Origin of the sequence: Mesorhizobium sp. M00.F.Ca.ET.216.01.1.1 (assembly GCF_004010325.2) — a bacterium.
GTDB lineage: Bacteria > Pseudomonadota > Alphaproteobacteria > Rhizobiales > Rhizobiaceae > Mesorhizobium.
This window is the reverse complement of record NZ_SADR02000044.1, coordinates 1-26,210: the sequence shown is the minus strand read 5'-3', so window position 1 is coordinate 26,210 and position 26,210 is coordinate 1. Positions and strand designations below refer to the sequence as shown.

Annotated in this window: 24 protein-coding genes and 4 pseudogenes; 11 read left to right on the top strand and 17 right to left on the bottom strand. The window is 59.6% G+C overall.

All coding sequences use genetic code 11. From position 1 onward, the window contains the following. Both EN859_RS39895 and EN859_RS33235 read right to left on the bottom strand, forming a co-directional pair. Positions 1 to 180, bottom strand: a pseudogene (locus EN859_RS39895) (LuxR family transcriptional regulator); the annotation flags it as partial. Positions 181 to 495: 315 nt separating this feature from the next. Further along, positions 496 to 753: a hypothetical protein gene (locus tag EN859_RS33235; RefSeq protein ID WP_127856857.1), complete on the bottom strand. Its 258-nt coding sequence runs from the start codon at positions 751 to 753 to the stop codon at positions 496 to 498. Between the two features lie 129 nt (positions 754 to 882). On the opposite strand from EN859_RS33235, the pseudogene EN859_RS33230 reads away from it, so the two are divergent. From EN859_RS33230 to EN859_RS33205, 4 genes and pseudogenes are all read left to right on the top strand, one after another. Continuing rightward, positions 883 to 1,374, top strand: a pseudogene (locus EN859_RS33230) (transposase); the annotation flags it as partial. A 281-nt stretch (positions 1,375 to 1,655) separates the two neighbouring features. Beyond that, entirely contained in the window at positions 1,656 to 2,126 is a 471-nt protein-coding gene (locus tag EN859_RS33225; protein ID WP_189502406.1) for a nucleoside deaminase, read from the top strand. Positions 2,127 to 2,806: 680 nt separating this feature from the next. Further along, positions 2,807 to 2,995, top strand: coding sequence for a DUF3606 domain-containing protein (locus EN859_RS33215; RefSeq protein WP_127856856.1), 189 nt, complete (start codon positions 2,807 to 2,809; stop codon positions 2,993 to 2,995). A 135-nt stretch (positions 2,996 to 3,130) separates the two neighbouring features. Continuing rightward, positions 3,131 to 3,364, top strand: coding sequence for a hypothetical protein (locus EN859_RS33205; RefSeq protein ID WP_189502410.1), 234 nt, complete (start codon positions 3,131 to 3,133; stop codon positions 3,362 to 3,364). A 597-nt stretch (positions 3,365 to 3,961) separates the two neighbouring features. Here EN859_RS33205 and EN859_RS39890 read toward each other — a convergent pair. Next, positions 3,962 to 4,282 carry a hypothetical protein gene (locus EN859_RS39890; protein WP_245525834.1) on the bottom strand — a complete coding sequence of 107 codons (321 nt, stop codon included), beginning with the start codon at positions 4,280 to 4,282 and terminating at the stop codon, positions 3,962 to 3,964. On the opposite strand from EN859_RS39890, the gene EN859_RS39885 reads away from it, so the two are divergent. After that, positions 4,226 to 4,444, top strand: a complete 219-nt coding sequence (locus EN859_RS39885; RefSeq protein WP_245525835.1) for a hypothetical protein — start codon at positions 4,226 to 4,228, stop codon at positions 4,442 to 4,444. The genes EN859_RS39890 and EN859_RS39885 overlap by 57 nt on opposite strands. A gap of 730 nt (positions 4,445 to 5,174) precedes the next feature. Continuing rightward, positions 5,175 to 6,002 carry a glycosyltransferase family 2 protein gene (locus tag EN859_RS33185; protein WP_127856852.1) on the top strand — a complete coding sequence of 276 codons (828 nt, stop codon included), beginning with the start codon at positions 5,175 to 5,177 and terminating at the stop codon, positions 6,000 to 6,002. Here EN859_RS33185 and EN859_RS33180 read toward each other — a convergent pair. Continuing rightward, a complete protein-coding gene (locus EN859_RS33180; protein ID WP_127856851.1) occupies positions 5,981 to 6,763 on the bottom strand; it encodes a glycosyltransferase in 783 nt (260 codons plus the stop codon). The genes EN859_RS33185 and EN859_RS33180 overlap by 22 nt on opposite strands. Before the next feature lie 99 nt (positions 6,764 to 6,862). Between EN859_RS33180 and EN859_RS33175 the strand changes: the two genes are divergently transcribed. Both EN859_RS33175 and EN859_RS33170 read left to right on the top strand, forming a co-directional pair. Next, entirely contained in the window at positions 6,863 to 7,843 is a 981-nt protein-coding gene (locus tag EN859_RS33175) for a polysaccharide pyruvyl transferase family protein (RefSeq protein ID WP_127856850.1), read from the top strand. Positions 7,844 to 8,218: 375 nt separating this feature from the next. After that, positions 8,219 to 8,944 (top strand): Stf0 family sulfotransferase, encoded by a 726-nt coding sequence (locus EN859_RS33170; RefSeq protein ID WP_189502408.1) that lies wholly within the window; start codon positions 8,219 to 8,221, stop codon positions 8,942 to 8,944. An 88-nt stretch (positions 8,945 to 9,032) separates the two neighbouring features. Here the strand turns inward: EN859_RS33170 and EN859_RS33165 are convergent. The 5 genes and pseudogenes from EN859_RS33165 to alr form a co-directional block, all read right to left on the bottom strand. After that, positions 9,033 to 9,386, bottom strand: a pseudogene (locus EN859_RS33165) (glycosyl transferase family 90); the annotation flags it as partial. Positions 9,387 to 9,421: 35 nt separating this feature from the next. Beyond that, positions 9,422 to 10,318, bottom strand: coding sequence for a hypothetical protein (locus EN859_RS33160; protein WP_127856848.1), 897 nt, complete (start codon positions 10,316 to 10,318; stop codon positions 9,422 to 9,424). A gap of 540 nt (positions 10,319 to 10,858) precedes the next feature. Continuing rightward, entirely contained in the window at positions 10,859 to 11,737 is an 879-nt protein-coding gene (locus tag EN859_RS33155) for a TIGR01459 family HAD-type hydrolase (protein ID WP_189502401.1), read from the bottom strand. A 50-nt stretch (positions 11,738 to 11,787) separates the two neighbouring features. Then, positions 11,788 to 12,765, bottom strand: coding sequence for a DMT family transporter (locus tag EN859_RS33150; protein ID WP_127856846.1), 978 nt, complete (start codon positions 12,763 to 12,765; stop codon positions 11,788 to 11,790). Positions 12,766 to 12,779: 14 nt separating this feature from the next. Next, positions 12,780 to 13,946: an alanine racemase gene (alr, locus tag EN859_RS33145; RefSeq protein WP_127856845.1), complete on the bottom strand. Its 1,167-nt coding sequence runs from the start codon at positions 13,944 to 13,946 to the stop codon at positions 12,780 to 12,782. A gap of 363 nt (positions 13,947 to 14,309) precedes the next feature. On the opposite strand from alr, the gene EN859_RS33140 reads away from it, so the two are divergent. Continuing rightward, positions 14,310 to 15,467, top strand: coding sequence for a hypothetical protein (locus EN859_RS33140; protein ID WP_127856844.1), 1,158 nt, complete (start codon positions 14,310 to 14,312; stop codon positions 15,465 to 15,467). A gap of 863 nt (positions 15,468 to 16,330) precedes the next feature. Here the strand turns inward: EN859_RS33140 and EN859_RS33130 are convergent. The 8 genes from EN859_RS33130 to EN859_RS33095 form a co-directional block, all read right to left on the bottom strand. After that, complete coding sequence (locus tag EN859_RS33130; protein ID WP_127856843.1) at positions 16,331 to 17,887, bottom strand: Fic family protein; 1,557 nt, start codon at positions 17,885 to 17,887, stop codon at positions 16,331 to 16,333. 248 nt (positions 17,888 to 18,135) lie between these two features. After that, the gene (locus tag EN859_RS33125) at positions 18,136 to 18,327 is read right to left on the bottom strand and encodes a hypothetical protein (protein WP_127856842.1); all 192 of its coding nucleotides are present in this window, start codon (positions 18,325 to 18,327) and stop codon (positions 18,136 to 18,138) included. 373 nt (positions 18,328 to 18,700) lie between these two features. Then, positions 18,701 to 19,846, bottom strand: a complete 1,146-nt coding sequence (locus EN859_RS33120; RefSeq protein ID WP_189502399.1) for a C45 family peptidase — start codon at positions 19,844 to 19,846, stop codon at positions 18,701 to 18,703. Between the two features lie 43 nt (positions 19,847 to 19,889). Further along, positions 19,890 to 20,735: an ABC transporter permease gene (locus EN859_RS33115; protein ID WP_245525833.1), complete on the bottom strand. Its 846-nt coding sequence runs from the start codon at positions 20,733 to 20,735 to the stop codon at positions 19,890 to 19,892. A gap of 4 nt (positions 20,736 to 20,739) precedes the next feature. After that, entirely contained in the window at positions 20,740 to 21,639 is a 900-nt protein-coding gene (locus EN859_RS33110) for an ABC transporter permease (RefSeq protein WP_127856840.1), read from the bottom strand. A 6-nt stretch (positions 21,640 to 21,645) separates the two neighbouring features. Beyond that, on the bottom strand, positions 21,646 to 22,767 hold the full coding sequence (locus EN859_RS33105; protein WP_127856839.1) for an ABC transporter ATP-binding protein: 1,122 nt from the start codon (positions 22,765 to 22,767) through the stop codon (positions 21,646 to 21,648). An 82-nt stretch (positions 22,768 to 22,849) separates the two neighbouring features. After that, positions 22,850 to 23,857 carry an ABC transporter substrate-binding protein gene (locus EN859_RS33100; protein ID WP_245525832.1) on the bottom strand — a complete coding sequence of 336 codons (1,008 nt, stop codon included), beginning with the start codon at positions 23,855 to 23,857 and terminating at the stop codon, positions 22,850 to 22,852. A gap of 237 nt (positions 23,858 to 24,094) precedes the next feature. Beyond that, complete coding sequence (locus EN859_RS33095) at positions 24,095 to 24,415, bottom strand: (2Fe-2S)-binding protein (protein ID WP_210237739.1); 321 nt, start codon at positions 24,413 to 24,415, stop codon at positions 24,095 to 24,097. Positions 24,416 to 24,560: 145 nt separating this feature from the next. On the opposite strand from EN859_RS33095, the gene EN859_RS33090 reads away from it, so the two are divergent. Next, positions 24,561 to 26,015, top strand: coding sequence for an MmgE/PrpD family protein (locus tag EN859_RS33090; RefSeq protein ID WP_127856837.1), 1,455 nt, complete (start codon positions 24,561 to 24,563; stop codon positions 26,013 to 26,015). 15 nt (positions 26,016 to 26,030) lie between these two features. After that, a pseudogene (locus tag EN859_RS39880) lies at positions 26,031 to 26,210 on the top strand (autoinducer binding domain-containing protein); the annotation flags it as partial.

The following is a 26,210-nucleotide window of genomic DNA, read 5'->3' as shown; positions in this document are numbered from 1 at the left end:
GCGGGCGACCCAGGCCGCAGGGTAGGTCGTGCGCACGAAAGGCGCGTCAACACTGCCGGCGGCGGTTTGGGCAAGATGATAGGTGGCGTGGACGTCGAATGCCTTGCGCACCGCTTCGACCGCACTGGCCGTGTCGCCGGCGTTGCGGATCAGGTCCAGCAGCTGGGTCGCGGACTCCATTTGCCCCTCCCCTGCGCAGCCCTCCCCCATATGGGGGTATTGTTTTGCGTGCATCTATGTTTACACGGCAACCAGCAATTGCCAAGCGTAATGTGAGGGCGATGCTTGACCTTCGATTCGATTCCGAAGCGCTGGCCCCCACCAGCATCGCCAGGAAGCGGTAGAGGTCTTTGTGCGAAGGGTTTCATCAGCGCACTGGCGAGGAAGCCCTGATGCGCGCCATCGTGGCCAAACGGTCCGAGTGGAGACGTGCCAGATTCTGGAGGCTTGAGAAATGAAACCGTTCGGCGGCAACGGACCGGCATTCCGAGGCACTCACCACGCAAGAGAGGGGCCGATTTCGTATTTTGCGGCAAGGCTCTGCCGGCTGCCGACCAGAATGCGAACCTTGCCGGGCTTCCTGCACAATCCCGAAATCGCCCTAGCGGCAGTCCTGCCGACCCTTTTGTCGAGGCCGACATAGCCGATCCGGGTTTGCGCTGTCAGTTCCGAGATCAGGCCAAAGACCGGGGTACCGCGCTCAGCGAGGCTATCGATCGCCCATGAGATGTGCGGACGATCGGCCGTGACCACCGCGAGCGCATAGCTTCCATCGTCAGCACGAAAAACTCACTTTGCCCTGATCGAGCCATCTCACTGATGCCGAACAACGAAGGTTATCCACAGTCGTTGCATGGACGCGAACCTAGCTTGATTTTGGGAGATTTCACCTATCAGGCCGGAAGCTGGACCAAGCCGCGCCGGGTGATCGCCAAAGTCGAGTGGCATCCGGGCGAGCTTGTTCCGCGCGTCGGCTTCATCGTCACCAACCTGTCCCGCCCGGCCGAGCGGGTTGTCGCCTTCTACAATCGCCGCGGCACGGCCGAGCAGTGGATCAAGGAAGGCAAGGGCGCGATCAAGTGGACGCGGTTGTCGTGCCGGACGTTCGCTGCCAATGCCGTGCGGCTTCAGCTTCACGCGCTCGCCTACAATCTCGGCAACTTCCTGCGCACGCTGGCAACGCCCGAGCCGATCAAAGACTGGTCGCTCACCAGCCTCAGGGAGAAGCTGATCAAGATCGGCGCCAGGCTGGTCAGTCATGGCCGCTACGTCGCCTTCTAGATGGCCGAGGTCGCCGTGCCAAGGATGCTGTTCGCCGAGATCCTGCGACTGATCGCGGAACGGCGGCCGCCGCCTGATCCAGCCCCGGCATGAACGGCGCGATCGTCATGCGTATCAGCGAAAACCACGGGAGAGGAGCGTCTTGATGAAGACGAAATCGACATCCTTGGCGCGGAAAGCGCTGGCGTCACCGACTTTTGTTGCAAGGCAGCCCCGCTTGGCGACGGGTCGCGACGGTACGGACTTGCCAATGCCCGCCAATGGCGGCAATCTCAGCTCAACAAGCCGGTCATCGGGTGGATGCCGGATTGGGCTTTCGGAAACACTGCCGCTGGTCCGGCTCACCCGGTGACCTCAATGACCGGAGAGACTGCGTGACCCGCGACCAGATGCTCGCCCACCTTCGCGCCGCCGATGCGGTCGCTCGCGAGGCGGCGGCGCACGGCCATCATCCCTTCGGTGCCGTGCTGGTCGGCCCCGACGACCGCATCCTCATGCGGCAAGGCAACATCGACACCGTGCGCCACGCCGAAACCGAGCTCTGCCGGCGTGCTGCGGCCGCCTATCGGCCGGATTTCCTCTGGTCCTGCACGCTGGTCTCCACCTTCGACAGCTGCGCGATGTGTGCCGGGACACTCTACTGGGCGAATATCGGCCGGCTGGTTTACGGCGTCGATGAATCGAAGCTGCTCGCGCTCACCGGCGACCACGCCGAGAATCCGACGATGAGCCTCTCGTCGCGCGCGGTCTTCGGCTCGGGCCAGAAACGGATCGAGGTCCACGGCCCCTTCCCGGAAATCGAGGAGGCGCTGATCGAGGCCCATCGCGGCTTTTGGCGGCGGTAGTGGTTCTTCGCCAACCCCAGTCAAGACCCCAGCTATCCTCGCGTTCCCGGTATAAGGGCCCTAAGTTTGGGAATGGTTTGAGATAGCAATGCGGGCCATGCCGGCTAGAAGGGCTGCCGTCGAAATAGCAATCAAATGCGCTTGGGGGCATTAGCATATTCGCCGGAATGCTGTCACGGTGACGCGGTGACGGGAGAGCGCGCCAAGATTCCCAGCATCGGCGCAGACGAAGCGAGCGTCCTGACAAGGGGGGTTTCGACCTATCGGAGATCGACGATCTGCTTGAGGTCGAGGGCGCCGGTGAGGCGATGGCCCACCTGCGGGCAATGTTTGCCCGACGCGGCCAGCAGGAACTAGAGTCCCAGTGCGGCAAGGCGCTGTAGTTGGTTCAGCGGAAGCCGCAAGACGCAGCCTCCTGACCCAGATCTCGCCGAATGCCCGTGTTATGAAGTCCTGGACGGACCGTGGTTGCGCGATCGAGCATGGATAAGCTTTGCTTCATGAATCCAGCCGGCACCCTCCGGTGGCTTCTCCACCAAGGTTGGCATCAACGGCTCGATGAACTCCAGCCGGCCGGAGCCGGCGCCAGCCCGCCTGTGCATGGAACCGAGTCTAGATCACCGACTTATATTAGCCAGAGCGAACATAACAAAATTCTGCAAGTTCAAGGAGGAACCGAAATGGCCGACGACAAAAGCAAACGCGACTTTCGCGACCGCAAGCGGATCTCGGCCGACGACGATTATGAGGTGAACTATTTCGCCCTGAAGAACAACATAACGCCGCAACAGGTGCGCGAGCTGATCAACAAGTACGGCAGCGATCGGGCAACCCTGACAAGGGCCGCGCAGGCATTGCCGGTACGATGACCAAGCTTTCCGAATTGGGACCGCCCCTCATTGGAACGCGTCAGGCGCTAGTGAAGCATGAGGCCCAGCATCTTTACGACTGTCCGACATGTGGCCAGACGGTCGATAGGCGCGACCTTCGGCAGGTCATCTGGCATGAGCTGCCCGGACACGAACGGTTGGAGATCGACTCATGAGAGCCAGTCGCAAATGGCGCGGGGTATAGATATCGGCGACGAGGTGGCAATCACAGCCACTGTCTTGCGACGCGTCAGCGAAGACCGCGCCAGCGTCAGCATCCCGCCTTACAACTTCCCTCATTCGATCGTCGATCGGATGGCCAAAAAGGGTCAGAACATCGAACTGATCGGTGAAGTCACGCGTATTTGACGATGACGCCGGCAAGGTGACGGTTAACCTTTGGCCGCCTGTGACGGTTGATCTCGACCAAGTGAGCAACACTTGGGGGCAAGTCAGGTTGATGACCAGTTCCAGCCTTCGTTTGTGCATTCGACAACAACGAACAAACAATGCATGATCCCATCTGGTGTCGGGGGGTTTGTATTTTGCCGCTGTATCAGCGGTTCTTATTTCGGGCTGTGCTGCCGACTATTTGAACCATTACGAGACGGTGACGCTCGCGACAGGCGATACGAACAACGCCATTATGCTTCTGCAAACAGCCGATCCGTTCAATCCGAATAGCAACAACACGCACATTGAAGGCGACGGCCAACGCATTGCGGGCGCGGCGCAGCGCTATCGAGGTGTAGCCGCAACAGCGGGTGTGGTCCCGACCAGTAAGGTTGGCTTGGACTGTGCGGGCGGATCGGGAAACAATCGCGAGGCGATGGAATGGGTCAAACGCTTCAGAACGCAACCGGGGTGCCATAGGTGGCCAGCCGTCCCTATGCGGCTAGTCTTCGTAACGGCGGCTGCGGTTGCCGCCTACATCACGCAGTACGCCATCCAGCGCGGCGAACGGGTTCAACTTGCCGTATCGAATTGGATCGGACCTTGCCAGCTCCAATCGAGGGCCGCGCTTCGATTATCGACGGCGATACCGTCGAGATCGCCGGCCAGCGCATCCGTTTTAACGGCATTGACGCGCCGGAGAGCGGGCGTATTGCCGACGATGCCAAGGGCTTCGAGTACCTGCGTACGGCGCGCTGCCGAGGCACTGGACACCTTCCTGGCCGCATCCCGGCCCCTGCACTGTAGCTTTGTCGACGCGATCGCTACGGTCGGCTTATCGGTGATTGTGAGCGTGCCGACGGTCGCAGCGTTCAGCAGTGGCTTGTAGAGCAAGGTCCGGCACTCGACTGGCCGAAATACAGTAGTGGCGCCTTTGCGAGCCTGCAGGCAGCGGCAAAGGCAAGCAAGCGCGGCATTTGGGCAGGGTCGTTTCAAGCGCCTTGGGACTGGTGCGCGGAGCGCCGGACAACGGGTTATCGACAAGTAAGCCACTAGGCCTGGTGACCCCGCGTGCGCTTACCCAAAGCTGGTCCTGTCAGCCTCGCCGTACCTGCCCTCAGATCGGTTCATGTGAAGAGGCAAATTGGTATCTAAACAACTACTCTTGGGGCGGGAAGCTGGATCGGGACGGCGATGGCATTCCATGCGAAAGGCTATGCTGAGCGGTACCCTTCTGAGGCTATGGACGTAGGCGCGCCGGACGTGGATCAAGAAAACTCTGTGAAAGAGAGGTGCCGGCCTATGCCGCATAAATGGCTTGTGCGTGCGCTAGTTCTGTGTGGCGGAAGTTGCGCGGCGGCTGCCAGTATGGCCAGCGAACACACCGTGATTTCATGCAAATTTGAGCATTTACCGCCGATGCTAATGATCATCCGCGGCGGCATGGGCGCGACAGACAACTCTTGGCAAGTCGGTCAAACGTCCCCGGTTCCACTAAATGTCAGTGCAACGATCGGCGACGGCATGCCGGAGAATGCGTGCTTTGGGCAAGGGCGTCCAGTCCGGCAACCTAGCCCGCGCACCGACATCTTGGCCTTGCACTTACATTAGCGTGAGCGCATGCTTGCTCAGCTGGCGAACCTCGCAGGCCGCCGGTTGGGCTCGGCGGCTAGCTGGTCACCCCCCAATAGGCTACCGAGCCGCCCGACATGTCATGCACGACGTTATTGTACCTGCGCATGTTGTCCGGATAAAGCGCTGAATGTACCTAGGAGGCGCTCACGATATGTCCGAAGTCACGTCGATTTCTGTGATCGTCAACACTTACAACTGGCCGGAGGCGCTGAGGCTCAGCCTCCAGTCCCTCGCCAGCCAGACCGAGCGCTGCTTCGAGATCATCGTCGCCGATGACGGGTCACGTCCCGATACCGCGGACGTGATCGAGGCCTTTGCTGGCTCGGCGCCGGTCCCGGTCAAGCATGTCTGGCACGAGGACGTCGGCTTTCGCCGCTCCACGATCCTCAACAAGGCGATCGTCGAGGCGCGCGGCCGCTATCTGATCTTTATTGACGGCGACTGCATCCTGCAGCCGGACTTCGTCGCCCAGCACCGCGCGCTCGCCGAACCGAACCACGTGGTCACCGGCAGCCGCATTCTGCTTGGCCGGGAGCTCAGCAAGGAGCTACTGGCCGAAGGAAAGTGGAACTATCAAGCCTTCCGCCAGAAGACCCTTAGCCATCGCCTCACCGGCGAAATTTCCAAGATCATGCCGCTCTTCATGCGCCTGACCTGGCGAAGACTTCGGGACTATCGCTCCTTCGTCTGGCGGCGCATCAAGGGCTGCAATCTCGCCTGCTGGAAAATCGACGCACTTGCCGTCGGCGGCTTCGACGAGACTTTCACAGGCTGGGGCTCGGAGGACATCGACTTCGTCTTTCGCCTGCATGACAAAGGTGTCATCCGGCGCTCCGGCAGTTGGGCAACAGAGGTGCTGCATATCTGGCACAAGCCGGCTGACCCGAGCCGCGCCGCGGCAAATATGAAGATCGTGCGCGACAGGATAGAGGCTGCCCGCCACCGCAACAAAGCCGCTCATACGCCATACTCGGCATAAAGCTTCGCAAGCGGCGAACCTGCCGGCGGCGGCCTGTGCTTCAAGTCGCGCAGCATCTCGTTCCAAAGATGCAACGTCAGCGTCTCCTCGCGCAGGATCACATCCAGCGAGAATGCCGGATCGTAGACGGCCCGCGCTTGGCCGAAATGGAGCGGGTAAAAGACTTGCCGCGGCAGCGCGCATTCGAACAGCCTGTACTTATGCGCGAGCGCCGTTAGCGCGCCGGGGCCGAAAGTTCCCCAGGGAAGATCGGCCGGCCGCACCTGCAGGCCGATGAAGCGCTTAAACCGGGCCTTACGCGCCCGCCGCATGCGAGTCCAGGGAGGGACGTAATTGATGCGGAACAGGCTCTCCAACTCGGCCGTCATCGGCAGGCCGGCGTCGAGATATAGCACTGCGCCGTTGATCAGTGTCTCGTCCTCAAGCCCGAACAGGCAAGCCCCCTCGATATTCACCGGCTTCAGGCAAACCACGTCAAGGTCGGACCATAATCCGCCAGCGACCAGCTGCAGCCGATAGCGAAAATAGTCGGAGGCGAGCGCATAGGACCCGGTCTTGCGGTGGCGCAAGCGCTTCATCTTGGCAAAAGGCACGGTGAGCTCGCCGTCGACGAGATCGACTTCGGCCGGCACATTGGCGACCGCCCGGTAGACATGGAGGCGCACGGCGTGGCCACAGGCGAGCCAGGAGGCAATCGACAGCAGCTCGACGCGGCCGAGCCTTTCGCCGATCCAGAGCATGTTCACCGCCGGAGCTGCCATGTTGCCTATCTTTGTGTTTTTCTCTATCCGGCGTCGGGGGGCATGCCGCGCTTCTGGCAAGGCGGTTGTCTTATTCGATCCCAGAAGAAACTCAAACTCATGTCGTTGCTCAGCCGCAAATGCCGTTCCTTCAACCGTCGTCACAGACTGCTGAGGCGCACCGCCGCCTCGCCCACTACGCTTGTCTGGTGGGGAAGCTTCGAAGGCGGCGGCGGCGCGACGATCGGCGATCTGCATGCGGTGAAGAACCTTTCGGCAGCACTGCGCCAAGCCGGCCATGAGCATAACGTACTGAGCCACCCGACACTCGGCATTGCCGGCCACCGTCAGATAAGCGACCTGTTCGACATGCGCCGCGAAATCGAGACGCTGGTTTTCGTCTGCGGCCCGATTGTTCAGGCCGACCAACTGGCCGACCTGCTTACCGTGCACCGGAACGCGAGAAAGATCGCCGTGGGGGTCAGCGTCATTTCCGGGCACCAGGACATAGCTGCCCGTTTCGACGCCATATTGGCGCGCGACGGCCTGCCGAGGCCATCCTTCGATCTCGCCATTTTGCGCTCCGAACCTTGCGCAGTGCCCCCGACCGGCAGGCGGTTGAAAGCCGGGCTTTGCTTCCGCGGCGACCAGCAGGATTACGGCGCGGGCATGACCGAATGGCTCAGGGCCGAGCGGCTCTTGTCGCAGCTTGCCGAAGCCTTCGGTCTCGAGACCGAGCCGATCGACACGGTGTTGAGACCCGGAAACGAGGCAGCGAAGATCGAGCGGCAGTTCGAGACCGTCGACCTCATCCTGACGACACGCCTCCACGGCTCGCTCTACGGCCTGTCGAAAGGCAAGCCGGTCATTGCCATCGACCAAGTTAGGGGAATGGGTAAGGTGAAGCCGATCCTCGACCGCATCGGCTGGCCGCTTGCCTATTCGATCGAGGAAGCCAACGAAACTTCACTCGCCGACCAGATGCGCCGGACCCTGGCCGAATGGCCGGTCGAGGCGCTGACCAGCTCTCAGACGACAATTTTGCACCTGTCTTCCAAGGCTCGCGCCGACGCCGTGGCGCTGATTGCTCAAGCCCGGTGACAATCTCGCTCGCAAAGCCAATCCTAGCCGGGCAGCCGCCAGTCTGCGCCGATCGGCTGTATTGGCCGCTTGGTGGTAGTGAGTTTCATTGACTGCAAGTTCAGCGTTGGCGATCCCTCGCGCTCTTCCAGCATCAACTCGCGCTCGGACTGACGCCGAAGCCATTATCTTTATCGCTCGTTGGGGAGGGTGGCACGGGAAAATCCGTCCGCTGCTGCGCAGGCTGAGGACCTCGTCTGAGGGACCCTTTTGCACGATCCGGGAATTAGGCGTTGATAAGCCTGGGGTTGCGAGGTTAATTCGATGGTCATGTTGTACCGGCTGTCACGCAAAACCCTTGCCCGCCCAGACCCGTCTGTTGACTGGGTATCGCCCATGGCGACGATAGTTGTCTTGGGGGCGCCGCGATCTGGCACAAGTCTTCTTTGCGCTTTGATGGAAAAAACAAGGCAGCTTGGCGCACCGGATGAGTTCTTTAAACATAACTTGCAAAAATATCCCGAGATAGCCGACCCGAATGACATACTGCTAAGGCTGAAGTTTGTGGCTGCACGGGCAACGGGCGGCGTCTGTTCGTTCAAATTGTTCCCCTCTCAACTGCGATACGCTGTTGATCGGGTCGATCTGTGGCGGTTTTTCCCAAATCCTATATTTGTGAGAGTGAGCCGCGACGATCTTCTCGGACAAGCTATCTCTCTGGTAAGGGCCAAGCAAACAAACGAATGGAGTTCCCGGCGATCTGGACAAGGGCGAGAGGCGACTTATTCGTTCACCCAGATCGAAGACGAGATGAAATTCATTCTAGCTACAAACAACGAGTGGGACATTTATTTCGCGCGGAGCCAAGTGACTCCGATGCGGGTCCGCTATGAAGAGATCGTCGAAAATCGCGAGCGGGTTTTGAGCGCCATAGCTGATAGGGCAAATGTCACGCTAAAATTCATTCCATCATTGGAAGAAAGCGGGTTAGAGCGGCAGCGAGACGATTTAAGCGATGAATGGCGGTGGCGGTATGTGGCCGACGCCAAAGTCGCGCGGCCTCAATCATGGATACCGCGCAAGCTGCCTAGACTGGCCAATCTGGCCAGCATTCTTCGATAGCCTCGTCTAACTTCGACTGCGTCTTGCAAAGCTGCCATTAGCCGATCTGCTTCTTGACCGGAGCGGCATCTGACAAACAAACAGAGCCTTAGCCTGAGATATAGCGCCAGACTTCGGGATCAGGCTTGATCTGGCCGCTGAGCACGAAATATTTGTAGAGCACCAGCAAGCAGATCGCCTGCTCGGCCCGCTCGTCGGCGAAGTTGCGGCAATAGGCATTCGCGGCGGCAATGCATTCGGCTTCCGCCGGATGTTGTTCGAGGTGCCGTACCCGCTCGGCAAGATCAGCGAAATCCGGCTGCAACGGCACGTGGTGGACATTCGGCTCGAGCTGCTTTTCGGCGAACCAGGTCTCGTATGTGGGCGGCGGCATCAGGCAGAGCGAATTCGAGCTCATGATCCATTTGAGGTTGGTCGCCACATCATTGCCTTCGAGCGAAATGGCCGGGCACGCCCTGAGGGCACAGCTTATGCGTTTCATGACATTCGGCTGGGATTGCGGTTTCGCCTTCTATGCTCAATGGATCGCGCATTTCGACGGGCCACTCTAAGTTCGGCAAGCGTTGGCTGCCACCAGCCCCGGGAATGCTCCATCGGTCCGGCCTCACGACGAGCGGGCCATGTCTTGATGAGTTCCGCCAAGGTCGCTGAACGCCACGTTCCCCACACATAATCGACGTCCGCCCGCACCGCATGTGGGTAGAAGGCGGGCAATGCTGATGGCTCGACCAGTTCACCTGACAGCTCGGTAAAGACGACAATACCGTACTGCTCTGTTGCAACGGCGCGGCCCAAAGGCGGCAAGTCTTTAGCCAGCAACGGGTAGCGATGGCGGCGGCGTTCCGCGTATCGCAACCGCGTGATCCTTTGAGCTTCCGAGTCCCTCTCCGCCGCTCGCCGTCGCTTCCTTTCCTCTGGTTCGCTACGTCTGGCAGCCTTTTCAATTCTCGGCCACCGGCGCCGCAGTTCTTCATAGGATCGAAATGGCACACGCCACGCCCGGAGTTCGTCGTCCCAACTTGCCCATGGAATTGCGCGTAGTTCCTGAAGGACAGTCTTCGAGTAAGGCGTCCGAATGCGCAGGTCGTCGGCAACCTCGAGATATGGACTAGAGATCGGATCGAAGGCGTAGGCATCGCGTCCCCTGCTGTCGCCGTGGACCGCCACCAACTCAGCCTCGCGTGCGAGCCAACGGTCGACCCGGCGGGCCGCAGTCTTTCCCGGTACAAACCAGCTCCTGCGCTCGTCGCTCCACCGCGCTCGCGGAAAAGCCTCCCGAAATCGTTCGACAGTCATCCGGTCATAAGGAAAGTTCGCCAAGGCACCGGGCTTGTCTTGTTTCCGCTGCGCGGGATGATGCTTGGAATCCGCCACTGTCCTGCCGGCACAGATGTTAGTTCAGCACAGGAACGTCCCCCGACCCCAATGGTTCATACAGGAACTCGAACACGACCGCTTTTCGCGATGGACGGCCGGGAGGTGGCGCGCGAAATCGGGACCACGGTGGCAGCTGCTCAAATAAGAGCCGAGCCAACGCCGGGGGTGGGAAAGTGGGTGAGATGAGCGCTGTTAAACTCTGGCTCGCTTCATCGATTGAACCAGCGATCGCGACGCTCATTGGCCACCAGAGCCAGACCTATCAACAGCCCAAAGGCCATGCCCAGTGTAAAGGCGGACGATACCGTCCCAGGGTTGTCTTGCACAACGCCGGAAACTGCCTGTGCCCTGTCGCGGAGCGTTTGGGCTGTGCAAGATGCGCTTTCAGCCGCGCTGTCATACCACCCGCTGGCTTTTTCGGCCGCCTCTTCAGCACGATCGGCTAGCGTCCGATTGATCTTGTCGCAGACCAGAAAGCCCGCTTCTGACCCGGCCGTGCGTCCGCGGGCAGCCGCTGCACTCTCGAGTTTCGCTCGTCTACCATTTAAAGTGACGGGCTACGAATGTGGGGATGTCGGACTGTCTCGCAAGAAGCTCCTGAAGCCGGCTGAGCTGGAATTCTCCCGGCTTGATACAGCCCAGCTCAGCACGATGGATACCACAGGCAATGAAGACGACGTCCAAGCCTGCGTTTCGGGCGCCCGCGACATCGGTGCGGAGTGAATCGCCGACAGCGAGCACTTCGTGTTTTTCGTAGCCAAGCAGGTCGAGCGCGTGTCGGTAAGCCGGTGAATGCGGTTTGCCGTGATAGCGAACGGTTCCTCCAAGGGCTTCGTAGCGCTCGGCAAGGGTCCCCGCACAAAGAATGGTTTGATCGCCTACGGCAACGACCAGATCGGGATTGGCGCAGATCATTGGAAGCTCGAGCGAAGCGCATTCGTCCAGAAGCATCGTCAAATCGTCCAGCGTCTGCTGGCCGTTTGTTCCGGTGTTCAGAATAAAATCAGCGCTACGTGGAAGGTCGACTTCAATTCGGTCCGATCCCCAAAGCAGTCCTGCCAGGTCGGGCGGTCCGAGATGGAAATAGCGCCGTCCGAGCGCGGCATGCCAGTCGTCACGTGCATCTCGCAGGGCTTCGAACACCAGCTCGCCGGAAGTAACGATATGAGCATAGAGCAATGGATCTATGCCCATGCATTCCAGTCGCGCGGCAACTTGGTTCGCGCGGCGGGGAGAGTTTGACAGCAGGCAAACATCAACGCCCTTGGACCTCAGCACGTGGAGGGTCGAAATCGCGTCGGGAAAGGCGATTTCGCCATCGTGTACGACGCCCCATAAATCCAGAATGACGCCGCGATACTGCTCCGCTAGCGCTGAAATGCCGTCGATTACCGTAGGCGGTTGCCAATTGTTCATACCGGATCCCCAAGACATTTTGGATGAACGCTTCTCGGGCCTAGCCGACGCTAGACGTCCCGCCTGGCGGACCGGATGGCGATCGTCACAAGATGCCCGACTGTTGCAGCGGTGATGATGCAGCCTCCAAACAGGGTTGGCAGCGAGGGCACTTCACCGAATGCGAGCCACACCCAAAATGGAGCAAGCGGCGTCTCCAACGCGCCAATCAAGGAAACCTGTGCGGCTGAAACCCGGCGCGTGCCGGCCGAAAAGAAAACAAAAGCTAATGCCACTTGCACGAGGCCGAAAAGCGCAAGACAGCACATCTCTCGCCAACTCGCTAAAAGAGGCACAGCGAAGCAAAGACTGGCAAGGGCCACCAATATGTTGGCCAGGCAGATGGAGGACAAAAGCGATTGTTCTCGGTAGCGGCGGATGAACAGAGTGACAGCGGCCATGGTGAGAGTCATGACGATGGCCAGCGCGTTGCCAACAAGGTCAGACCCAAACCCGCTTCCCCAAACGAGCACGCAGGTTCCTGCGAGGATTGTCACTCCTGCCAGGAGCGCCGTGCGGTGAAGGACCTCTCCCAACCAAAGCCGCGCGAAGACAGCCGTCAAGACCGGTGTCGTCGCAAAGATGACGGCGACGTTGGCGACCGACGTCAGCTGCAAGGCCGGGATAAACGCCAGCATGCTGACGGCCAGAAAGGCCGCCACGGCGATGTCTGGCCCTGCCATCCGCAAGATCGGGCCGCAGCTCGGCTTTGGCCGAACCGCGAAGAGATGAACTGCCAGGAAGCCCGCGGCAAACAAGCTGCGCCAAAACAGAAGCGTCCAGGCATCAAGCGGCAGGCTCCTGACGAACAGTCCGGCGGTGCTCCATGCCGCGGCAGAGATCGCGATAAAAAGAATTCCTGTCTCGTAGCCACGCTGAAGCGAGGTGGTCGGGGCGTTACCCGGTGCTACGTGCTGTGGTCTGCTTCGTCGCCGCGAACGCCGGACCGGTTCCACCGGCGATTGCTCTTGAAAGACTGGGCTGTCCATCACGCGTCTTGACCCTAGACGGCGAGCGCGAACGGACTGTGGCTGTCGCCTGCGTCTGGCGCTTTGCCAACGGACGGGGCGGATGGAGACGAAGCATTCAGGTGCTGCCTTGTGCAGCCTGCACCAAGTCGCGTAAGCACCTCCTGGGGATTGGCGCCGGCTGCTGCTGCGAGCTCATCGACCGCAAAATCTTCACCCAATATTTCTGCAAAGGCACCAATGCCACAGACCGTTTCGGGGATATCGGTTACGTCGATGGCGATGTACTCCATCGATATCCGCCCGATAACGGGAGCAGTATATCCACCAAGCCGAACGGATATCTTGTTTGCGCAGGACCATGGAAGGCCATGCTTGTAGCCGATTGCGGCGGTCGCAATGCGGCTGTTTCGGGCCGTGCGAAACGTGGCGCCGTAGCCGACCGCCTCGCGCCTTGCCACAGTGCGTATGTCGAGGACTTTCGCGCGCAGACGCACGACCGGCTGTAGAGGATTAGGCTGGATGCCCGCATTGTTGAGCCCATAAAGCGCAGAGCCAACGCGCACCATGTTGAAATGATAGGATTTGTCCAGCCACACTCCGGCCGAGGCGGCGAGACTGCCAAGGGTGGGCTTGAGAAGATCGTAAATTGCGCGGAAGCGGTTCTTTTGCAACACATTGGTTGCGTCTGCCGCGCAGTCGCTGCAGGCGAGATGACTGAGCATGACCGCAGGGGGATGTTGCCCAAAAACCCCGGAAAGATAAAAGCGCCGCACGTCGTCAAAGGTGAGACCGAGGCGGGAAAATCCGGTTTCGACATTGAGAAAATAGGTTTGCGGCTCCCCGGTCGCGCGGATGGCGTCCATTTCACTGCCATTGTTCACCAGGGGGATGAGATTTTCGGATCGATAGAACTGGCCAAACCGCGCAAATTCGTCGCAAAAAACCGCGATCGCTGCGTTAATCCGGGACGATCTTAAAAGCAGCGCTTCGTGCAGGTTTGCGACAAAGAACAGATCGCAGCCGGCGTTGGCGAGCGCCCTTGCGATTTCCACCATACCGAGTCCGTAAGCATCGCTCTTGACGACTGCGGCCACCTTGACATGGGGTCCGACGAGTGCCGAGATCGTCCGAAAGTTTGCTTGTATGGCCTTCAGGTCGATCTCAAACACGACATCGGCAGGCTCTGCCAAAGACAACATCTCGCTATTCTCCCGCGCCTTCTGGGCCTATCGCCGCTTGCCGACCACGCGCCATCGCTGTCACTGCGGCTATACTTCAACGTTTTGCGCTTCAATACGCTTCAAGGTAAAATCCAACGCCGTCCCACCTCCACAATGGTTGATAGATATAACATGGCATTGAAACAGTTGGTTTTCATAGGCATGTAATTTCTGTGAATTATGCCTTAAAGTTCATTATTCATTTGTGAAACCTGTACTTTTTGTTTATGCAAAACTTAACAATATTTACGTTGACTCTACCAACGTCAGTCATAACGATAATGTGGCGACTGTCAGTTTCCACAGCCGGACCCTTTGTGAATAGAGACGTGGAGATCTTCGATGCAAGACCGCGTAAAGATTCTTATTCTCGGACACGGAGTGCTTGGCGGCGCCGTCCTTGATTTTCTCAGTCAAAGTGGCCAGGCCTACGATCTGTATGTCGGCGCCAGAGATGTTGAGCGGGCCAATCAAAGGGTCAATCTGGCGCGATACACAGCCTATAACCTTGGTCGCTATCCGGCGGTCGACGTGCTGCCGATCGACCTGATGAATGTCGAGGCAACAGCAGAGCAGCTGGCAGCCCTGCGTCCGGATATCATCTTCAATGCGACGACACTGCATTCCTGGTGGGTCATCACGCAATTGTCGCCCGACGCCTATCGCCAGATCGACCGAGCTCGCGGCGGCATATGGACGCCGATGCATATCGTTCTCGTGCGACGTCTGATGAAGGCCGTGCGCGAGGCTGGGCTTGAGAGCGTGGTTGTGAATGCGTCCTATCCGGATGTGACAAATGCCGCCCTTGCAGCCGAAGGTCTGTCGCCGACGGTCGGCATCGGCAATATCGCCAACGCGGTACCGGGCATCAGATTGGCCGCTGCCCATCTTCTGAGTTGCGATCCGCAAAGGATAGACGTGCGGTTCTTTGCCCAACATTACATCAGTTACCGCATGCCGAGCACCGGCACGACGGACGGAGCGCCCTACCATTTGACCGTCTACCGGGAGGGTCAAAGGGTCGAACCCGATGAATTGAGCCACGAGGAAATCTTCGCCAACGTTGCTGGACGCTTTCGGCGGGTGAAGGGCCTTGCCGGGCAGTCGGTAACCGCGTCATCGGCGACATCTGTACTGCGCGCGTTGGCCGACCGCGTCGAGCGTGTTGTCCATGCACCAGGCCCGTTGGCTCTTCTCGGAGGCTATCCCGTGAGGATCGCTCCAACTGGTATTTCGGTCGATTTGCCCGAGGGCCTGTCACTGGAGGAAGCGGTCGAGATCAACAGGCAGTGCCAGAAATTCGACGGTATCGAAGCCGTGGAAAGTGACGGCACGGTGCGTTTCACTGCCGAGACGGTGAATGTCGTACGCGAGTTGCTCGGCTATGACTGTGAGGCAATGGCGCTGGATGAGTGCGAAGCCCGTGCCGAGGAGCTGGCGGCGAAATTTGCTGAATTTCGTCGTCGCGTGGAGCGCTCGGATGGCGTTCACGCCGCCTGAACCACCAAGGGACGTTCAGCAGAAATCAACACAGAAGCTTTCGGTGATGTGACCGTCCCTTTCTCGGCGACAATTTGAACAGCCTCGGGATTGAGGCCCGGCCGTTGGCTGACTACTTCTCCTTGTCACGAGGAATGGAGCCAGATTCGAAATTCGCGCTGATCCCAGCCCACCAGGCGCCATCATCCGTACACATTTTCCGCCTTCAGGCGTCGAAGTCGTACCAGGCGCTGTCGCCGTCCTTGAAGTTTGAGGGGCAGTCAAATACCACCGTTCGACACGGATGTAGAGCACGGGTCAGAAACAAGAATGAAGGGGGTGTTCGGCCGACCCTGCGACTCAGCGCGAGAGATTCAGGCCGTCGGCCTGCCGCAGTAGATAGGTACCTTGGGCAAGGGGGTAACCGTCCGGTGAGCCCGGTGAGCTCCGGTGAGCACCGCAGCAATGTTGAGCTGATCAGCTGTCGGCTTTCGGCTGGGTCGTCTTGATCAACCGTGGCGTTTCGGCGGTTTGCGATGCGGGCGAGCGCGTATTTGATTGGCAGTTCGTCGATGATGTCAGGATCGTAGTCGTCGGCCATTCCTTGGCGTCGGCGTGGTTGGGGTGCTCGGGGTCGGTCAGCGCGTCGAACGTGTCATAGAAGCCGGGGGATTCCGCCGCAATCCTCCGGCGGAGCGTTTCTGTCGCCGCGGACATAGCGCGGATAGGAGGCCTCCGGATCGCCGGCTCTGACGCCGGTCACGGTGAGCCGATGCTCCCAGCTGTCGCCAAAGTCGTAGAGGCAGTCGATCGTCGTCCTGCGCGGCCTCAGGAATTATCAAAGCGGCAGGCGATTTATGTCGCCGTTTCTTGGCAGTGATCGCTTAAGTCGCCGGAAGTGTCGCGGTCGCCTCACCTGACATACCTTGATGTGCCAACTCCCCTAGAAAGCGGCTGAACGGAACAATGTCATGATGGACGCTGGCCCGCTCGAGAGCGGCCATATAGTCGGCGCGACGTTGAACGGGAATGACAGTCCAAGGATAACCGCCGGCCGCCATCGTGACGTTCATCAAGAACCGTCCCATGCGACCGTTCCCATCCATGTAGGGGTGGATGTACACGAAGATGAAGTGGCCGAGGACGACGCGCACCGCCGGCTCCTGCTCTGCTTCGAGCATCTCGAAAAAGACCGGCATCGCATCCCGCACGGCATTGGGCGGTAGAGGCATATGCATGGAATTGCGGATGAACACGCGCTCGCTGCGGTAGCCCGCGAGATCGCCGGGCTTGACAATACCGGCGGTGACGCTGGGTGCGAATAGTTCGCGGTACCACCCTCCATGGTCCGCATCGACTACGTGGCCAGGGTTTTCATTCGCCAGGACAGACGCCACGCTGCGCTTTACCGCTTCGAAGGCTTGGTAGTAGCCGCGCGCCGCGAGCGCATCGCGATGCTCGCCGTCCTGCGGATTCATATCCGGATTCCAGGTGCCGCTGCGCACTCGATCGATCAGCTCGGGGCTGACCCGATAGCCTTCGATCGAAAGCGAATGATAAGCGTCGGTCACATAGACCTCATCAACGCGCCGGAGGTAGGCGCTGGCGTCATTTGGGCCTCCGGGCGCCGCCGGAAAATTTTCGATGACGGCGCCGCGCATCTCCTGCCACATCAGCCTGATCCGTCCGGCATAGGGTGACGTCTCGCGGCGCGGCAAGGACAATTCCAGCCGTGTATCAAACGGATCGGTTTCGCGAACCGTGTAATCGGCAGCCTGCATGCTGCGGACAATGTCGTCTGCGATCCGCTCGCGGCCGATGTTACGGAATGCGCCCGCGAGCCGGCCGGCTATTGTGCTGTGACCTCCTTCGAGAAGTCGCGTGAGAATTTCCGATGCATCCGAGAATATCGCCAACGCTGTCCGCGCGTCAGTCGGTTTTTGCGCGAAGAAAGCGGGTGAGGCTTCGATAAGCGCCGCTGGTAAGGCGTAGAGGCGAAGACCGTCTGCTTCGGCAATGTCGCGGGCAGCCGGCATGCTGGCCCGCATGTCGAAAATCGACGTGCCGTGCAGAAGGGCAGTGGGTTTATTGCCTCCGGCGGGGGACCGCACCAGCAATTGTCCCGGGACCGTGCGGTTGCCTGCATGAAAGGACAAGGAGGGTTCCGGCGCGATACACCAATCTTTGCCGAAGCGATCACTCAAATAGCTGGCGCAAAAATCCCAAAACGAGGCGTACCAGCCGGTGGTCTCGCCCTGGCGCTGGTGGGGATTGGCCGGAATATACCAGCCTTTCATGACTTGTTGCAGGAAGCCGCTTTTGAGGAGCCGTTCGCGATGGGTGCGTGATAGGTCACTCGAACGGATGGCGACGATCCGCTGATCCTGCAGTTCCTTCAGCGCGGCGAGCGATCCGGCCAATTTCTCATGGGGCGGTGCCATGTTGCACGGTCCTTAGGTTTTTGTGTTGCATGCTTATTAGGTTTTACGCTGCGCTCTTATTAGGGAACTGAGCTGCGCTATTATTAGGTTATTATGTTGCACAATTGTTAGGGTATTGTGCAATAGGCTATTCAAACGGCTGCCGGACGCTCTGTGGCATGCGCCACCGAACCCGCTGATGATCTCGGTTTCGCCCATGTTCCAAGCCGGCGAACAGCGCATTGATAGATGCCATCGCCGGCCAGCTCTTAGCGGCAAAAACCAGCGTGGAATTCGTCAAAGGGCGGCAGGCAATCAGGACCTTGATCGGCGACGATCATGATCAAGGTGACGAGCACGACAATCGTGCCGACGACGTTGGCGCCGACGTTGCCGATGACAATGATGCCGATCATGCTGTCGCTGATGCTGCCCATCGTGCTGGTGATCATGCCGATCACCGCGCTGATCGCGATTGCACTTTGACCCGAAAAAGCGAAACACATCAACAACCCGGAAGCCTAATCGACGTGTCATATGTTTTGCCTTGTCACGATACAGCCAGCACATCGTATGTATCAGTCTCTGGAACCTCATCGGGTTCCAACGTGGCTGGCGTTTCACCGAACAGCAGAACAGAGATCGACACCCCAAACGTTCGGAAAATACTGTCAACTCACGGACAGGCTCGCTACCGCGTCGGAACCCCCAGATGTTTCCTCCAGGGAGATCGGGGTCTCGGCATTCCCTCTCTGAGCATCTGGTCCATGGGCAGCGATCGATAGAGTTGGAATTTCCATCCCGCTTGTGATGAATATCCCCGATCTAAAGCGATCATCGGCGACCCACTTTGACATCTGGCACGCGAGAGCGGTGGCCGCGGAGGCCGCTCTCGAGCAATGCGGCACGCAGGGTGGTTTGATCATGCCGATGCGATTGGTGAGACGCCAGGGGGGCCAATTGATAGGTTGAATAGCTGCCGATGTCTGGCCTGCCGGCGCATAGATGCAATTCGCGGGCGCCACAGTCAAAGATAACGGAGAAGACCGTCTGCGTCTTTTCTCTTACAGATACATCCTTGGAGACGGCCTCCGGCATGCCCTCGGTATCGCTCAGAACCCGGGCGGCACCTGCCACATTCGTCGTGTCGGAAATGGCGCGCCGCAGCGCATCAAGGCGACGGAAACTCGACGGATAGGTCGACCGCAGGGTCTCCCCGTCCTCGACCGCCTGAACGTCAGTTGCGAGCGCATGATTTGTATGGACGAGCACCTGCCCTTCGAGTTGTCTTGCCCCGGTTGACGGAGAAACCTCGACCGCAGCAACGTTGCCGTCCGCATCGCCCAACAGGTAACTTCGGCCGGACATATGCGGCACGCTCGTCAAGGTGTCGAGCGCCGCTTTGACGTTCGACTGGTCGAGCACGAGGCGCCGCACGACCTGGGAGGGCAGACCGGTTGGCGCAGCGTCGAGCATCAGGTCGTTGTTGACGAGCGCGACACCAGCCTGATTGCATCCGACCCAGCCGAGCATGCCGACGGAAGCGACGACAGCCCGTTCGAATCCAGCTGGACCGGTGTGGACAAAGACTGCCAGATCGGACGCGGTGCTTGGGGGAGCGTCCCAATTTTGCCCCACGATTGCTCCCTTGGCACCGCGCAACGCTATTGCGCTACAGCCGGTTGCAGGCTGGCCGAGAAAGAATTCAAAGCTGCTGTGAAGATAGAGGTCGTGCAGACTGCAGCCGCAACCTTCGGCAAGACCCTTGAGCTCCAACAGGACAGCCGGCGCCAGCGTGGCAAGGAGCTCCCAGGATTGCGCGGCTCTGCCTTCGGCATCCCGAAAGGCGCTCGTGCCATGCCGGCGTTTCATTTGGCGAATGGCTGTCCGGATTTGCCCGGCGAAATAAAGTCCATGCACACGTCCACGCTCGAAGGGTGAGCCGTGCAGCAGTACGACGGGAAAGCTCGAAGGCGGCATTTTGTCCGATCTCTTAACGACAGGGTTTCCCAGCGGCGTGCTGCTAGCTGAGCTTATTGCTGGTATTTTCCCCTGCGATCCGGTCAACCACGAGGATGACCAGGACATTGATGAGAATGACCACGGTCGAGACTGCAAAAATCGTCGGGTCGATGGTCGTATTGGCTTTCTGAAACAGCCAGATGGAAAGCGGAAACGCATCCACCGTGTAGAGGAAGTAACTCAGCGTGAATTCGTTGAAGGACAGCACGAAAACCAGAAGTATCCCTGATACGACACCGTTTCTGATGAGCGGCAGCACAACTTCGCCAAAGGCACGCAGCGGCGATGCTCCCAGCGTGTTGGCTGCCTCCTGGAGTGCGGGATCGAGCCCCTGAAGCGCGGCAGCAACGTTCCTTATCATGAACGGCAACGCGATAATGCTGTGCGCGACCACGAGCTGAAAAATGCCGAGGTCGAAGGGAAGCGCCGACACGATCATCAAAAGAGCGATGCCCAGGACGATCGCCGGAAATATGATCGGAAGCTCGACGAGCTCATTGAACAGGGTCTTTCCGCGGAAGCTCAATCGCACCAAAGCGTAAGCGGCAGGGACGCCGGCAAAGCAACATATGGCAGCGGTGAGGCCCGCCACTGAGATGCTTGTGGTCAGTGATTCCCGCAAGCGCACGAGATCCGCATCGTGCCCGAACAGCATGTCATAGGTGGCGGCGTACCACTTCAGGCTCAGGCCCGGAGGTGGAAATCCAATGCTGCTTGAAGGGGTAAAGGATATCAGGATCACGGCAACGATCGGAAGCAGCATTATGCCGAGGATGACCGCCGTGGCGCAGGTCACGATCAGTGCTTCGCAGCGCTGCATTCCGATGAGACTGGTCGACCTTCGCATCGGGCTATATCTGCTGGCCACGGCCTGACACAAGCATCCGCCTGGCAAAAAGGATCGCCATGGTAATCAGCATCAGAACGACGGAAAGCACCGAGCCGAACGGCCAATTCAGGAGCGTTCCCATTTCGTCGCGGATCAGCAGGGCAGCCGTCGTGACCTTCAAGCCGCCGATGAGCAGAGGGACTGCGAATGCTCCAGCATTGAAGGCAAACACAAGCAGTCCTCCGGCAACGATACCTGGCCACGCCAGTGGAAGGATAATCGTGCGATAGACCGCCAAACGCGAAGCACCCAGCACGCTTGCCGCTTCCTCAACTTCTGGGGATATTGTCCGCAAGGCGCTTGCAATCGGCAGCACTGCCAGTGGCAGGCTCGTCTGCACCAGGCCCAGCAGCACCCCTGTATCGTTGAACAACAAAGAGATCGGCTCGGTCATGTCGACGAGGCGGCTGAAAACCGAGTTCAGGATCCCGTTTGGTCCAAGGATGACAATCCAGCCGTAGCTTTGGACCAGCAAGCTGACGAGCATCGGCAGCATCACGCAAATCAACACAGTTCGACGCAGTGCTGCCGAGCGCGCCCGCGCCATATAAACCGCCACTGGAAAGGCGACGACCACGGCAAGGATGGAGCTCGCTGCCGCAAGCCCGAGTGTCTTTGCAAAAACCCGCAGATAAATTGGCTCGAACAGGGCGATCCAACTTTCGACGGTCCAGGCTATCCATTCGGCATTCTTGCTGCCGAAACTGATCCGCAAGACCGCCGCCGCACAAAGGATGACAAGTCCAATGAGCATTCCCGCCGGAGCAATCAAGACCGAGGCGTAGCTGGTGGGGCTTCTGCGGTGCGGTTTCGGCGAATGCACAGGGATACTGGTAGGCGCGACGGGCGAGACAGACGACATGGTGTCCTATCCTTGCGGGGTGAAGATATTGTCGGGGCTCACCTGCACCCACACAGCGGTGCCAGACCCCGCGCCTGCAAGGTCTGAGGTCGTTCGCGCGACAAGTTCCTGCCCGTCTGACAGCCGCACACGCCAGTTGAAAAGTCCCGAAGCAAACTGGACGTCAATGATCGTGCCGGCGATGTCATCCGGGCTTTTGCGGCGGATTTGCAATAAGACATGCTCGGGACGGAAGAAAAGCTCCTGCTCAAGCGTCCCCGCTTCCATATCGCCGATGGCGCCGCCAAGGATCAGCGAACCAGGTCTATCGGTCTGGTCCGCCGGCTGGCTCCTGGCCCGCAGACAATTCACATCGCCAAGGAATTCCGCAACAAACCGATTGCTGGGGCGCCGGTAGATGTCGGCAGGTGTTCCTACCTGCACAACCTGTCCGGAATTCATGATGGCAATACGATCCGACATGACCGAAGCCGTTTCCTGGTCGTGGGTCACATAAATGGCGGCAATGTTCAGGGCCTTTTGAATGCTCCTCAACTCAACCGCCATATGGTCACGCAGCCGTCGGTCCAGTGCGGCCATTGGCTCGTCGAAAAGAATGAGGGCGGGTTCTGTCACCAGCGTCCTCGCCAGAGCGACGCGCTGCAATTGGCCCCCGCTTAGCTGACCGGGCAACCTTTGTGCGAACGTGCGGGCGGGAAGCTGCACCGTCTCGAGCGCAGCGTTGACCTTGGCCGTGATCTTTGCCTTAGGCGTCTGCTTCATGCGCAAGCCGAATGCGACGTTTTGCCAGACCGTCATGTGTGGAAAGATTGCAAGCGACTGAAACACAAGGCCCACATTGCGCTTGTGAGCCGGCAATCCCAGCACACTGCGGCCGGCGATGCGGATGTCACCTTCTGTTGGATCCTCCAATCCGGCGATCATGCGCATCATCGTGCTCTTTCCGCACCCAGAGGGGCCGAGGATGGACAGGATCTCGCCTGCGCGAACAGATAAGGACGCGCCATGGACCGCACGCACCGCGCCGCCCGCGAAATCCTTGCCGACGCCGACCAGCTGCAGAATCGGTATGTTGTGGTTCAATGAGCCGCCTTCGGGCGGCAAGGCTTGGTTTGCCGTGTTCAACATGGCGCTGTGATCCTCCCTTTCTCCGTCATCTCCGATACTGGCCCGGGCCTGGCAATGTTCAGCGCGGCCAGCGCTTGGGCGGTCAGCTTGTGAGGATTTCGGTGTAGCGCTTGATCCAGTCGGCACGAACGCTTGCAAGGTGATCCCAGTCTATCGTCGCCGCTTTTTCTTTGATCAGCCGAGGAGAAGCGATGTAGGGGCTTTGCTTGGCCGTTTCAGACAGCTGGGCATCCTGGTTGATCGGTCCATACCAAACGGCTTCGGCCATCTTTCCTTGTGTGACGGGATCAAGAGCCTGGTTGAGGAGCGCGTGTGCAACCTCGATGTCTCCCGGGGCGCCCTTCGGCAGCACCATGAACTGCAAATCCACGAAGAAGCCTTCCTTGAGATCGAACGTCCCCGAGGCATTGTACTGCGGCTCTCGGATGAAATCCGCCATCTGCAGGGGCGAGTAGACGGCGCCCGCATGGAGTGCATTCGACTGAAAGAGCTCGGCAAGTTGACCGGCATTTGTCGAAAAGGTCAGGATGCGGTCCTTGAGCTTCCGCAGCAGCTCGAATCCCGGATCCGGATTATGCTCGCTTCCCCCAGCAAGCCGTGCGGCAGCGATGATGAGCTCTGCCGCGCCAAGATCATTGGCCGGCGGGACAAAGATCTTGCCGGTCTTTTCATCCCAAAGCACCGCATAGGAATCCGGCGGGCTGGCAAAGGTCTTAGTGTTGTAGACCAAGCCGTCGCTCCAAAGGTAATAGCCCACCCCAAAGCCATTGGCGCCGGATCTGTATTCCGGCAGCACCCGTTCGAGGTTGGGTATTTTTGCAGTATCCGGTCTTGCCAGGAGCCCGGCGCTCGCCAGTTCGATCGCCCCGACACCTGAGAGAATGACGACGTCATATTGTGGGCGAGCCGCTGATGCTTTGATCTTGGCCACCATTTCGGACGTGGTGCCTGTAAGGTCAGCGATCACGCGCGCACCGGTTGCCTCTTCGAAAGGCTTTATGATGTTCTCGACCGCTGCACGCCCAGTCGCGTCCGCCCACGTCAGGACACGGATCTGCTTGCCGGCAAGGATTTTGTCGTCGGCCAGCACCGGCCTCGAAAGGGGTCCAAGCATGGCCGCCGCAGTCGCTGTTGCTGCCCCCGCAAGGACGCTGCGTCGATGGATGTTGCGGGCCGTTAGGATGCGATTGTTCATTTTCTTGATCTCCTCTGTTGGTTCAGCCGGTCATGATCTAGAAGTTGTTGCGGCCTGCCGGTTTCGCTGGGGAAGCTCGGCGTAGAAAAGCCGCCTGCATGTCCGCAGACGCGGGTATCGGTGACCACGATCTCAGCGCGGGACATCGTGTTCGCTCCGGGTTTCGACCTTCATTCCGTTCTCGACCGCAGTCGTGCAAGCCCGGACGGACCTGCCGTCGGCGAGACGGACCCAGCAATCCTGGCAGGCTCCCATCAAACAGAAGCCGCTGCGCAATTCATCGGCGAACTCGAAACGCCTGATGTGGCGCTGTTGCAGGAGAATGGCCGTGAGCACCGTATCGCCCGTGAGGGCTGTCATAGGCTGCCCGTCAACTTCAAAGGCGACCGAGGTACGTTCGTCTGCGGCAGCAATCCGCCGGAACTGCCCTATTCCTCTTGCGATGCTGCCCATTGCACTTCCCAGCCGTCCGTTTGTGAAGCCACCGTAACAAACGTGTCATATTTTGCAACATAAACCTACAATGTGAAATCATTTTTGTTATAAGCCCATATTGTGGGAATTTATGTTGACCTGATTGACCGGTTGCTGGCAGGGTATGCGAGCGTGGATGGAGTTCGGGGACGTGACCTTAGCTGAGCAAATTGCGGAGTTTGTCTGCGGCACCGCAGATGTGCCGGAGGCGGCGACAAACATGACCGCCAAAGCGATCTTCGACGTTGTGACGGCGTCGGTCGCGGGCTACGAGACCGCGAGTGCTGGGGCCGCCCGCAATGCTGCTGAGACGGTCTGGGGTCTTGGATCGGCCGCTATCTGGTTCTCGGGAAAAACGTCAACCATCAGCGGTGCGTCGTTTTCCAACGCGGCTTGCGCCTCCTCGCAGGATCTTGACGACGGACATCGCGCTGCCGCTGGTCATCCGGGCGCAGCAATCATACCGGCGGTCTTGGCGACGCTGGACAGGTATCCGGAACACGCCTCGCGCGCCCTTGCGGCCATCGCTTTGGGGTATGAGGTCGCAGTGAGGATCTCCGCCGCGCGTGGGGTCACCACAGTTGCGACCACCGACAGCGGCTTGTGGTGCGGTCAAGGTGTTGCCGCAGCCGTCGGTTGGCTAAGGCAGTTTTCATCACGCCAGATTGCCGAAGCAATCGCCATTGCAGGCACGACCGCGCCAAGCCAGGCGGCGACGCCCTACACCCGCATAATGGGAAACAACGTGAAGGAAGGTATCCCCTGGGCGACAGCTAACGGGCTGTTGGCGTTGGAACTGGCGCATGAGGGGTTTAGCGGACCGATTGACCTCTTGGACAAGGCCGAGCGTTTCGATCGCAACACGCTCGTCAGCGGACTTGGAGCAAGCTGGCAGATTGAGGGCACCTATTTCAAGCCTTATGGCTGCTGCCGTTGGATTCACGCCGCCATCGACGCGCTCTTGCAGATCCAGGCTGACCACAAGATCGCCGCCGATGACATACACTCGCTCGAGGTTGAAACCTTCGCTCGCGCGCTCTCGCTCAACAACGAGACCAGGCCGGCCACGCTCGAAGGCGCGCAATATAGTGTCCCGTTCAGTGTCGCAGTGGCAGCAGTCCACGGACCGTCAGCCCTTCTTCCATTGAAAGAGGAATATCTGAATGATCGGCAGGTGATCACGCTGGCCGAGCGGGTTCACGTCTCCGTTGATCGCGAACTGGACGCAATGTTTTCGGCGGCCGTGCCGGCACGCGTGCGTGTAACAACGGCGGCAGCCACATTGACGCAGGAGGTCCTGCTGCCAAAAGGCGAGCCGTCAAATCCGATGGGCTGGGAGGACATCGATGCCAAGCTGGCAGCCGTCGCGGCCGGCCGGCTGGATGCGGACACCCTTGGACGGCTTCGCAAGGCCGTGGCGGCGCTGAAGGGTGGCGAAATCGAACCCTTGCAGAGCGTTTTGGCGCGGCAGTCTCTGCCCGAGAGGAATTATTCCGCCCCAACAAAACATGTGACATCCGACGATGACCATGCGTTGTCGGAGGCTTGTTGGCGAAGCGTCATCCCTTCAGTGATCTGAGATCATGGAGGGGCGATGGAACGCGCTACTCACCTTCTGGACCTAGTCCGCAACGCCGGCGACACGGCCAGTGCGGTCGAAGCGGTGCGCAAGGCATTCGACGTCCACGTCACCTATCATCTTGCCCAAACCGCCGCTGGCAATGTTGACGCGCCCTTCGTGCGCACGACCTACCCTGCGGCCTGGGTCGCCCGT